The sequence below is a fragment of the Bilophila sp. 4_1_30 genome, from assembly GCF_000224655.1.
Classification (GTDB): Bacteria; Desulfobacterota; Desulfovibrionia; order Desulfovibrionales; family Desulfovibrionaceae; genus Bilophila; species Bilophila wadsworthia.
On sequence record NZ_JH114233.1, the window covers coordinates 487,320 to 497,210 of the forward strand.

Here is a 9,891-nt window from a genome sequence, read left to right on the forward strand (position 1 = left end):
AAAGGCGCAGGGGAAGATATTGCCCAGCAGCAGGCCCGCCATCTTGATGTCCGAGAAAAAGGCGCCGAGCCCGCGCAGGGAGATGCGTCCTGAGGCGGATGGTTCGGGAGTCCACGCTTCGCGGGGCAGCGCGAAATGGAGGAAGATCCCGATGAGGGCCATCAATCCCGCCGAAACGAGGAAGGCCGACGCGTACCCGAGGTTATCCGCGATGAGCCCGCCGAAGGCGCTGCCGCACAGGAACCCGGCGTACAGGCCCGCGACGAGCGCGGAGAGGTTCCCGGCCCGGTGCTCGGGCGAGGAGTGCGACACGACGAAGACCTGCCCGGCGAGGTTGATGAGGCCGTAGCCGAACCCCGCGCCGCCTCTGGAGAGGATGTAGGCGAGGGAATCCGAGACAAGGCCGCTTGCGACGTTGCCGAGCGCCACCAGCAGCGCCCCCCATAGCAGAAGGGGCCGCCAGCCGCTCTTTTGGCTCCAGAAACTGCCTATGAGGATGCCTATGCCCACCGCGCACATTTCAAACGACAGCGGGAGGCCCATCACCACATCGGGCGGGAGCCCAAGCAGGCCGAGATCCATTTCCGCTATCCGCAGAGGGATAAAGGAAGCGGGCAGATCGATGGCGAACATGCACAGAAAAATGATCGGACGCATGATGCGCGGCGGCAGAGGTTCACCGGCGGACGGCGCGGCGGCCTGCAGGGGCACAAGCTCCAGCATGAACAGCATGGCGATGATCATGATGGTCAGGGTGTCGTAGACGATGGAGCGGAAGGCTTCCCATACAGTGCTCTCGTCAATGCCCACGGTCACGGAAACCGTGCTGTCGGCGGACAAGGGCACGCCCGCTTGGAGGGGCGTCCTCGGGTTCCCCGCCGTAAAGGTGGTCCCTCCGGCGTCGCTGACGGTGATGGACTGCGCCCAGGGCAAGCTCTGGCGTATGTGGTCCAGATAGGTCCTGACGGAAGGCACATCCGCCAGCTTCAACCCGAGATCGTTGATGTGCGCGACATCATGTCCAATGTAGCGGGCAAGCTGCGTTCCGGCGTCGCGGGCGTTTTCCTCCAAAAAAGAAACGACCGGGCCCCGGAGGAAAAAAAGGAAAGCGATCTGGCTGACGAGAAGGGGGATGATGAGGCATCCTTTTCCAAGCCTGGGGAAAGGGGGCTTGCCTTCCCGCAATACCAGCAGGATAAATAAAGAGCCGCCCAGTACGGCCACCCCGAGGAACAGGAACGCGTGCATGGAGGCGGCTTTGCCGACAAGCGCGGTCATGCCCGCCTCGTCGAACCCGGCGAGCACGCTCCCCACATCGGCTCCGGTCCGGTTCCTGATGGGCTGGACGATCCAGACCTTCCCGTCGGCGTCGAAGGTCTTCACTTCGCCGTGCAGCGTTTTGAGCTTGTTCTCGTCCTGAGGGACGGGCGGGGCCTCCGGTGCGTCGGAGGGCCAGGCGGCGATGCTCCGCCCTTTTCCGTCCAATACGGCAAGGCGGCTGACGCCCGCGATTTCGCAAAAACGGCGCACGCGCTCGGCCATGTCCTCCACACGTTCGGGATCTTTGCCGAAACGGGCCAGACGCGAGAGATCGAGGCTGAACTTTTCGCTGGCAATGGCCTGCACCGAAACAAGGGAAGTCTTATAGGATTTGTACAGGGTAGCCAGCGTGAGGATGCCATACAGGCACTGCGCGGCGAGAAGCGTTGCCAGACCGCCGATGAGCAAACGCTTACGGGATGATTCCATGTTTACTCGCCCGCGTTTTTGATGTCTTGATAGATCGCGTCCGCCGCCAGCAGGATCTCGAAAGGCGGGTCCCAATAGATGAGCCGCGCCATTTCCAGATTGATGGCAAGCCCGATTGCGCTGTCGAATACCTGCCCGACATCTCTGGGGCGTATACCGTCCATGACTTTGACGATGGCTTCGGCCCCGAAGCGGCCTTCACTGGAAAAACTGCTTTGGGACAGGCTCATCAGGACGCCGAGCTTCGTTTCCTCGATGCCGCTCTGGGAAAAGGAGGGGACGCCCGCTTCAATGAGCGGCTGGAGCAGTTCCCGCATCCGGTTCCACTGCATACCCGAGTTGGTGGTGAGGTACACGGCGTCAGAGGTTTCCGCCAGTTGGGAAACACACTGCCTGAGATTGGCAAAGCTCTGATCCGGAGGCACGTTCAACGCCGTGGTGCAGCGCACAAGCTCGATGCCGAGCTCATCGGCGGCGGATTCGATGGCGGCCAGCGAGACGTCGGAACGGCCTTCCGGGGTATCCTCATAAGGGATGCCCATTTTCTTGAAACCAAAAATATCATGGAAAACGGCGATCTGGCGCTTGTAACGCTCGGGGTCGATCTGTGCGTGCAGGTTGTCGCGCCCGGAGTCCTTCAACGATTTGGCGATACCCGCCTGTACGGCGTCGGTGACCGACATGGAGAACACCGGAACGGAAATATCGGCTGTGGCCATGTCCAGTCCGGCCCATGTGCCGAAGGCGAAAATCATGTCTACGTCGCCCTTTTCACGGATACGGTCGAGCAGGGCCTTTCTGTTGGCGGCACGTTGTGCCGCGTCCCAGTTGGCGGAATAGTAGCCGTCTTTCAAAAACACCAGCCGATCGCCTCCCGCATGTTCGGCGAGCCAGTCCCAAATGGGCCGGGTGTCGTCCGTCTTCTCCGGGATGGGCACATCGCCATCGGCAATGACCCCAAGTTCGGCAAGCCCCTTGGCCGTTGCGGCGAGGATACGCTGATAGTCCGTGTACCCGCCGCCCTCAATGTAGGCCACCCGCCACTTTTTTGCGAGATGGGCGGGAGCTTTTTCCTGAACAGTTTGGGTTCCGTCGCCGGCGGACGCGGGAACGGCGGCAAAGAGCAGACCGCCGCACATCAGCATAAAGAGAAACAAACGGCAAAAGCGATTCATGGCGACTCTGTTTTTCACAAGGTTAGACAGACGACCGTTCAGGCCGCGTTCCCGGCGGAGCGTGCACGCGGGACATCCGTATGCTCCCGAATCGTAAGACGTCAGAAGATGATTTCGCTTTTACGTGCATTCTCAAATACATTCAAGGCCAGCACATGGCCGGAAAGCCTTTCCCGGCGAACCGGCGGCAGGGCTCTCCCCGCATCAGTCTTTTCCATGAAATGCGCTATGAGCGATACTGCAATGAATGTCAGCATACTAGAAGGCTATCCCCTCTCTGCGCAGAGCTTCCGGGGAACACCCTTCAGCGCTCAAGCGTATGCCTGTGCGGAGGCGGGATACTCTCCGGAGCCTTTCTCCATATCGGCATTGTCAGCCTTGATGACAAAGGGGCTCCTTACGGCTACTGTACCGACGAAAGCGCTGGCGTACCGCGCGCCGGATGCGTACGCCCCGAACATGCCTGTGAGCGGCGTTCCGTGGGCAACAGAGGTTGAATCCAGCCCGCATCCCGGCAGCGCAAGTGTACCGAGGACTTCAATAACAGTTTGACAAGCAAGGAGACTGCCATGAAAACCGTGATTTCCACTTCCAAGGCTCCCGCAGCCATCGGCCCCTATTCGCAGGCTATCCGTAAAGGCGACACCCTGTATCTTTCCGGCCAGATCGGTATGGTCCCGGCCACGGGGGAACTCGTTTCCGATGATGTGAAGGAGCAGACCGCGCAGGCCCTCGCCAATATGAAGGCCATCCTTGCGGAAGCCGGAGCCACGCCCGCCGATGTGACCAAAGTGACCGTGTTCATCGTGGACATGGCCGAATTCCAGATCGTGAACGGCGTGTACAGTGAAACCTTCGGCACCGATGCCCCGGCCCGCTCCTGCGTCGCCGTCGCCGCCCTGCCCAAAGGCGCGCGCGTGGAAATCGAAGCCATCGCTGTCCTGTAAATTTTCCGCTTTTACATCTAAGCGGTTTTCTTCCCTCTTTTCCCTAACCCTCGGCCCGCCGAGGGTTTTGCGTATGGGGAGGTCGGGCCTTCTCCTTCCTGAGCGCTTGTCAGGACAAAAACGGGAAAAGAAAACCGCGTGTTTCCCCAGTTGCCTACAAGGGAACGTATCGGAACTTCGGCTAGAAACAAAAAGCCCCGCACGGGGCAGGGCTTTTATTCAGTGGGGAAATGGGCGCGGCGCTGGGAGCGGGCTGTCTTGGGTTTTTGTTCCGCTTCGCAGATTTGGGCCAGCCGTTCGGCGGAATCGGCATAATGCGCCCGCACGGCTTCTTCGATGGTGTACGGATTGCGCGTGAGAAACGCCTCATACATGCTGTTGTGCCGCTGAAAAAGTTCTTCGGTCGTGTACAGCGTACGCCATTGCTGAAACATGAGGTACTTGGAAATCACCCGGCAGGAGCTGCGGGCAATGGCGATAAGCAGGGGGTTGCTGGCCCTTTCGAGGATTGTTTCATGGAAGGCCGTTCCGAGCGCCGCGTGATCCTCGAAGGACGTACCGGAAAGCACGCCCTGCTTCATGCGATCAAGCAGCGCTTCCAATTCCTCCCACGGGCCTGTGGGCAAATTCAAGACTACATTAGCGGCGGCGGCCCCTTCGAGAAGCCCGCACAGTTCGTAGCGGTGGCGGATGCCGTCGCCCGTGAGCAGGGTTACGCATTTGCCCCGCTTCGGATGGGACATCAGAAACCCTTCCGTTTCAAGCTGATAAAGCGCCTCACGGACGGGAGCCCGGCTGATGCCGCATTCCTCGGCTATGCTGGCTTCGCTGATCCGATCCCCGCTGCGGAGTTTTCCGTTACGGATACGCTGGCGGATGAGGTTGACGACCTGTTCGCTGTATGTCGGTTTATTAAGCTGTTGCATCGCTCACCATAGTTCGTTGGCGGCGTCCGATTGTGAACGCCGTATCATATGTATCTGACACCAAATAGCCTCTCCCCATACACGTCGTCAAGGGCTATCGCCGGGGTCCGCCACTCAGAATGTCTCCGGCCACGGCCCCGGAAAGCCGCAGGGCCTCGGGCCGGATGACGGCGATGACGCCGCGCACGCCCGCATTGATGTACAACATCCCGAGATTGAAAAGGGATATCTGCGCGAATACCGGAAGCGGCGAGGGGAGCCCGAACGGGCAGATCCCGCCGGGTTTGTATCCGGTCAGCCGTTCGGCGTTTTCCGGCGAACTCGGCTGGAGATGCGGCACGCCCGAAAGCCGCTGGAGCTTGTGCAGGGATACGCGCTCGTCGCCGTGCATGAGCGCCATGACCGCCCGCCCTCCCTTTCCGTCGTCGAACACAAGGCTTTTTACGATGTCGTGTTCGCACAGCCCAAGCTGCCGGGCCGCGTCCTTCGTGCCTCCCCGTTCGACAAAGCGATACTCCAAACGCCCCACGTCCTCACCCGCTTCTTCCAAAATACGGATGGCTGGTGCCTCTTCTTTCCCGTGCATTCCTCTCCTCCAGGTTCGTCGTACCGGCAGGAGATACCTGATATCCTGCCTAGTGTCGACTGATTGAGTCGACTATTTCCGCTTTTCTCCTCTGATGCCTGCCGATGGCTCTTTGATACCCGGTTAGAGTGTTTTTCTGCAGGGATACTCCCGAGGGCATAAGGAAATACGGGGAACTACGCCCGGGTGACGGCGAAGTTTCCTTGTTCGAAAATAAGTCGACGGTATACTGTTGACCATTATGTTCGTCCGGGGTATTGTGCTTTCAGCAACAAGCTCAACCCTGACGACAAAGGAGAACCACATGGCTACAGTTACCGCAAAATACCTTGGCGATCTGCGTGTCGAATGCACCCATGTCGCGAGCGGGACCAAACTGGTGAGCGATGCCCCCGTGGACAACAACGGCAAGGGCGAAGCCTTTTCCCCCACAGACCTCTGCGTGACCGCCCTCGCGTCTTGCGCCATGACCATCATCGGCATTTACGGAAAGATGCACAACGTGGACGTTGTCGGAACGGAAATCGAAGTCGCCAAGACCATGAGCGCCAACCCGCGCCGCATCGGCAAGATCGAAGTGACCTTCATCATGCCCGATCGCGAATACACCGACAAGCAGAAGACCATGATCGAACGTGCCGCCCATACCTGCCCGGTCCACCTGAGCCTGCATCCCGATGTCGAGCAGGTGTTCACCTTCAAATGGGCGAACTAGCGCAAACAAGGAAAATGCCATGAAAACCGTGATTTCCACTCCCAAAGCCCCCGCCGCCATCGGCCCCTACTCGCAGGCTATCCGTAAAGGCGGCACCCTGTATCTCTCCGGCCAGATCGGTATGGTTCCGGCCACGGGTGAACTCGTTTCCAATGATGTGAAGGAACAGGCAGCGCAGGCCCTTGCCAACATGAAGGCCGTCCTCGCCGAAGCCGGAGCCACGCCTGCCGATGTGACCAAAGTGACCGTATTCATCGTGGATATGGCTGATTTTCAGGCTGTGAACAGTGTGTACAGCGAAACCTTCGGAGCCGATGCCCCGGCCCGTTCCTGTGTCGCCGTCGCCGCTCTGCCTAAAGGCGCGCGCGTGGAAATTGAAGCCATAGCCGTCCTCTAAGCTCCCTTTCCAGATATCGTCTCACAAATAGCCCCCGGTCCCGCCGGGGGTTTTACGTAGGAAGGATGTTTTCTACAGGATGACGGGTCCCTTCTGTGGACGGCTGCGGGAAACTGTATCAGTCGGTTTATTTTAGTCGACCATTATTGTCGACAATAAAACGGTTTTCGGTTATGCTCCCTACAGACCTTTTGGAGAAAGCAATGCGACCAGCGCTTCTTGGGATCATCGGATGCGGCGCAATGGGGCGGCTCATCGCCCGGCATATCCGTGAACAGTTGCCGTCCTATCGTCTTGGCGGGCTTTTTTCGCGCACCACGGCGCACGCCGAGGGGCTCGCGCTGGAGCTCGGAGACGTTCCGGTGTTAGGCCTGCAACCGCTCATAGAAACATGCGATTTGCTCGTTGAAGCCACGAGTGCCGCCGCCATGCCGGATATCGTGCGGGCTTGCCTTGCCGCCGGGAAAGCCGTCGTACCATTGAGCGTCGGCGGGTTTTCGCTTGATCCCGCTCTGTTGCGCGATGTGGAGGCGGCCCGCGCGGCGGTGCATGTGCCGTCCGGAGCCATCGCCGGGCTGGACGGCATCCGGGCCATGCGGGAAATGGGGCTTGATGCCGTTACCCTCACCACTGTGAAGCATCCCCGCAGCCTCGACCAGATGCCGCCTCTCTCGGAACTCACCCCGCCCACGGCGGAAGAAGCGCTGATCATGTCCCCCGAAGCGCGGCTGCTGTTCAGCGGCACGGCGGAAGAGGCGATCCGGCGTTTCCCCGCAAACGTGAACGTCGCGGTCAGCCTCGGCCTGGCGGGGCTCGGTTTTTCCCGTACGCGGGTACGCCTGTTCGCGGATCCCCGTGTGGCAGGGACTCTGCACCATATTTCGGCCAGGGCCGGGGACTGCACGTTGGAAACCATAACCCGCCCGGCCCCGTTGCCCCAGAATCCGCGTAGCTCGGCACTCGCCATGTATTCGGTCCCCGCTCTGCTGCGTGGGCTCGCCGCCAACCCGAAGCTGGCGGGGTAACTGTTTTCATGGACATGAAAGCCGGATAGGAACATTAATCTCCCGCCATCCCACAACAAACAAGGAGTCAGCAATGTCCCAAAGCATACAGGTTTCGTTCGTTCAAGAAGGCGACGTTTATACCCTCCATACGGGTTCACCTGTCCTTAAAGATATTGTCATGGACTATACGGGGGTCCCGGAAACGGAGCGGGGCGGCAACTCGTCCACCCTGCTCATCGCGGCGGCCCTGAGCTGTTTTTGCGGAAGCATCCGGGCGGCGCTCGTGGCGAGGGGGGTCCCTTTCCACGCTATCCGGGCGCAGGGAACAGGAACCAAGGAACCCAATGCGGACGGCGCGATGCGCCTTGTGGACATCGACATCGACGTGACTGTCGAAGCGGATGAAGCCTACGCCGCCAAGGTGGAACACTGCGCGAAGATCGTCAAAAACTGTCTTATTACGGCGTCCATTTTTGAAGGCATCAACGTATCGCATAGCGTCCGCAGAGGAGGGAGCGCGTCATGAAGCTGACCATCATCGGGGGCGGCCCCGGAGGTTACACCGCCGCATTCGCCGCCGCGAAAGCCGGAGCAGAAGCCACCCTCATCGAACGTGCCCACCTCGGCGGAACATGCCTGCACACGGGCTGCATCCCGACGAAGACCCTGCGTTCGTCGGCGGACGCGCTGGACACGGTTGCCCGGCTCAGGGAATTCGGCATTGCCGGGGATTGCACAGCCACACCGGACATGTCCGCCATCGTCGCCCGCAAGCGCAAGGTGACGGCAACCCTGCAAACCGGGCTCGAAAAGACCGCCGCCCAGCTGAAAGTCCGTGTCATTCGCGGCGATGCGGAATTTGTCGGTGCCGGGCTCGTCAGGGTTGCTTCCGTGGACGGATTTCTGGAAATTACCGGGGATCGGGTCATTCTCGCCACCGGGTCCTCTCCGCTGGAGCTGCCTTCTCTGCCAGTGGATCATCGGCTTGTCCTGTCCAGCGATGACGCGCTGGAGCTGCAAACCGTGCCCAAACATTTGGTCGTTGTCGGCGGCGGGGTTATCGGCTGTGAGCTCGCCTTCATCTACCGCGCCTTCGGTGCGAAAGTGACGGTTATCGAAGGGCAGGGGCGTCTGCTTCCCCTGCCATCCGTAGACGGCGAAATCAGCCGTTTGCTGCTCCGCGAAATGAAGAAAAAGGGCATCGCCGTGGAACTGTCCCATACGGTTTCCCGCGTGACCCCGTGTGACGGCGGGGCGGCGGTGGAAATAGCGCCTTTCCCCACAGGGGCGGGCGATTCCCGTGTCCTGAATGCTTCCGCCGTTTGCGTGACCGTGGGCCGGGTCCCGAACACCGCTGGATTGGCCGAAGCGGGGATTGCGCTTGACCAGCGCGGGTGGATCGTCGTCGACGATACGCTGGAAACGTCGGTTCCCGGCGTGTATGCCATTGGCGACGTCACCGGCCCACGGCGGATCATGCTGGCACACATGGCCGCAGCCGAAGCGCATACGGCGGTCCATAACATCCTGCACCCTGAAAAGAAAAAAGTACAATCATATACGGTGGTCCCTTCGGCTATTTTTACATCGCCGGAAATCGGCGATGTGGGATTGACGGAAGAGCAGGCCCGAGAGCAGGGGATAGCGGCCTGTTCGGCGGTTTTCCAGTTCCGGGAACTCGGCAAGGCGCAGGCTATGGGTGCGCTTTCCGGACTGTTCAAAATCGTTGCCGAAGAAGGCACTGGCAAACTCCTCGGTGTCCATATTGCCGGGGCACACGCCTCGGATCTCATTGCTGAAGCAACCCTCGCCCTTCAGAAGGGGTGTACGGCACGGGAGCTCTTTGAAACTATCCATGCCCACCCGACCCTTTCGGAAGGGTTGTACGAAGCCGCCGGGATGCTCGCCTAGCTCCCGTTTCCCTCAACCATGCCGCACAGGTCCGTCCGGTGCGGCGAACAGCCGGAGGCATCATGAACACGCAATCCCTGAACCTTCCTGAAGATCTCGGTTACACGGCCCGCCACGTATGGGCCCGCAAGGACGGCGACACGCTGGTCATCGGCATCACGGATTTCGCACAGGATCAGCTTGGCGAAATCCTGTTCGTCGATCTGCCCGATGCGGGCGCTTCCTTCGGAGCCGATGACGAATTCGGGACGGTGGAATCCCTGAAAACCGTCAGTTCGTTGTATATGCCCGTGGCCGGAGAAGTGGTTGAGCGCAATGAGGCGCTGGAAGGCAAGCCCACGCTCGTGAACCTCAACTGCTATGCCGACGGCTGGATGCTCCGCATCCGGCCCACGGAAACGCCCGCCCTGATGACGGCGGCTGACTACCGCAGCCAGCTGGAAGGCTAACGGCATCCATTCGGATGAATGCAAAAACG

General features: G+C 60.3%; 12 protein-coding genes. 7 read left to right on the forward strand and 5 right to left on the reverse strand.

What is annotated here, in order from left to right; genetic code table 11:
• From HMPREF0178_RS20575 to HMPREF0178_RS21585, 3 genes are all read right to left on the reverse strand, one after another.
• Positions 1-1,749, reverse strand: a 1,749-nt coding sequence (locus HMPREF0178_RS20575; protein ID WP_009368703.1) for an MFS transporter, incomplete at its 3' end; no start/stop codon positions are given.
• A 2-nt stretch (positions 1,750-1,751) separates the two neighbouring features.
• Positions 1,752-2,924, reverse strand: coding sequence for an ABC transporter substrate-binding protein (locus HMPREF0178_RS14050; RefSeq protein WP_009368704.1), 1,173 nt, complete (start codon positions 2,922-2,924; stop codon positions 1,752-1,754).
• Between the two features lie 101 nt (positions 2,925-3,025).
• Positions 3,026-3,181, reverse strand: coding sequence for a hypothetical protein (locus tag HMPREF0178_RS21585; RefSeq protein WP_157134943.1), 156 nt, complete (start codon positions 3,179-3,181; stop codon positions 3,026-3,028).
• Positions 3,182-3,493: 312 nt separating this feature from the next.
• On the opposite strand from HMPREF0178_RS21585, the gene HMPREF0178_RS14055 reads away from it, so the two are divergent.
• A complete protein-coding gene (locus HMPREF0178_RS14055; protein WP_009368706.1) occupies positions 3,494-3,871 on the forward strand; it encodes a RidA family protein in 378 nt (125 codons plus the stop codon).
• A gap of 215 nt (positions 3,872-4,086) precedes the next feature.
• Here the strand turns inward: HMPREF0178_RS14055 and HMPREF0178_RS14060 are convergent, their stop codons facing one another.
• Together HMPREF0178_RS14060 and HMPREF0178_RS14065 are read right to left on the reverse strand one after the other, a co-directional pair.
• On the reverse strand, positions 4,087-4,797 hold the full coding sequence (locus tag HMPREF0178_RS14060) for a GntR family transcriptional regulator (protein ID WP_009368707.1): 711 nt from the start codon (positions 4,795-4,797) through the stop codon (positions 4,087-4,089).
• Positions 4,798-4,891: 94 nt separating this feature from the next.
• Positions 4,892-5,383 carry an aminoacyl-tRNA deacylase gene (locus tag HMPREF0178_RS14065; RefSeq protein WP_009368708.1) on the reverse strand — a complete coding sequence of 164 codons (492 nt, stop codon included), beginning with the start codon at positions 5,381-5,383 and terminating at the stop codon, positions 4,892-4,894.
• Between the two features lie 304 nt (positions 5,384-5,687).
• Here HMPREF0178_RS14065 and HMPREF0178_RS14070 point away from each other — a divergent pair, with 304 nt between their 5' ends.
• From HMPREF0178_RS14070 to gcvH, 6 genes are all read left to right on the forward strand, one after another.
• Positions 5,688-6,098, forward strand: a complete 411-nt coding sequence (locus HMPREF0178_RS14070) for an OsmC family protein (RefSeq protein WP_005024460.1) — start codon at positions 5,688-5,690, stop codon at positions 6,096-6,098.
• A gap of 19 nt (positions 6,099-6,117) precedes the next feature.
• Complete coding sequence (locus tag HMPREF0178_RS14075; protein ID WP_009368709.1) at positions 6,118-6,495, forward strand: RidA family protein; 378 nt, start codon at positions 6,118-6,120, stop codon at positions 6,493-6,495.
• 203 nt (positions 6,496-6,698) lie between these two features.
• Positions 6,699-7,520, forward strand: coding sequence for an aspartate dehydrogenase domain-containing protein (locus HMPREF0178_RS14080; protein ID WP_009368710.1), 822 nt, complete (start codon positions 6,699-6,701; stop codon positions 7,518-7,520).
• A gap of 73 nt (positions 7,521-7,593) precedes the next feature.
• The gene (locus HMPREF0178_RS14085) at positions 7,594-8,028 is read left to right on the forward strand and encodes an OsmC family protein (RefSeq protein ID WP_009368711.1); all 435 of its coding nucleotides are present in this window, start codon (positions 7,594-7,596) and stop codon (positions 8,026-8,028) included.
• A complete protein-coding gene (gene lpdA / locus HMPREF0178_RS14090) occupies positions 8,025-9,413 on the forward strand; it encodes a dihydrolipoyl dehydrogenase (RefSeq protein ID WP_009368712.1) in 1,389 nt (462 codons plus the stop codon). Before HMPREF0178_RS14085 ends, lpdA begins: the two co-directional genes overlap by 4 nt.
• Before the next feature lie 62 nt (positions 9,414-9,475).
• On the forward strand, positions 9,476-9,862 hold the full coding sequence (gcvH, locus tag HMPREF0178_RS14095; protein ID WP_005024449.1) for a glycine cleavage system protein GcvH: 387 nt from the start codon (positions 9,476-9,478) through the stop codon (positions 9,860-9,862).
• Positions 9,863-9,891: the final 29 nt, after the last annotated feature.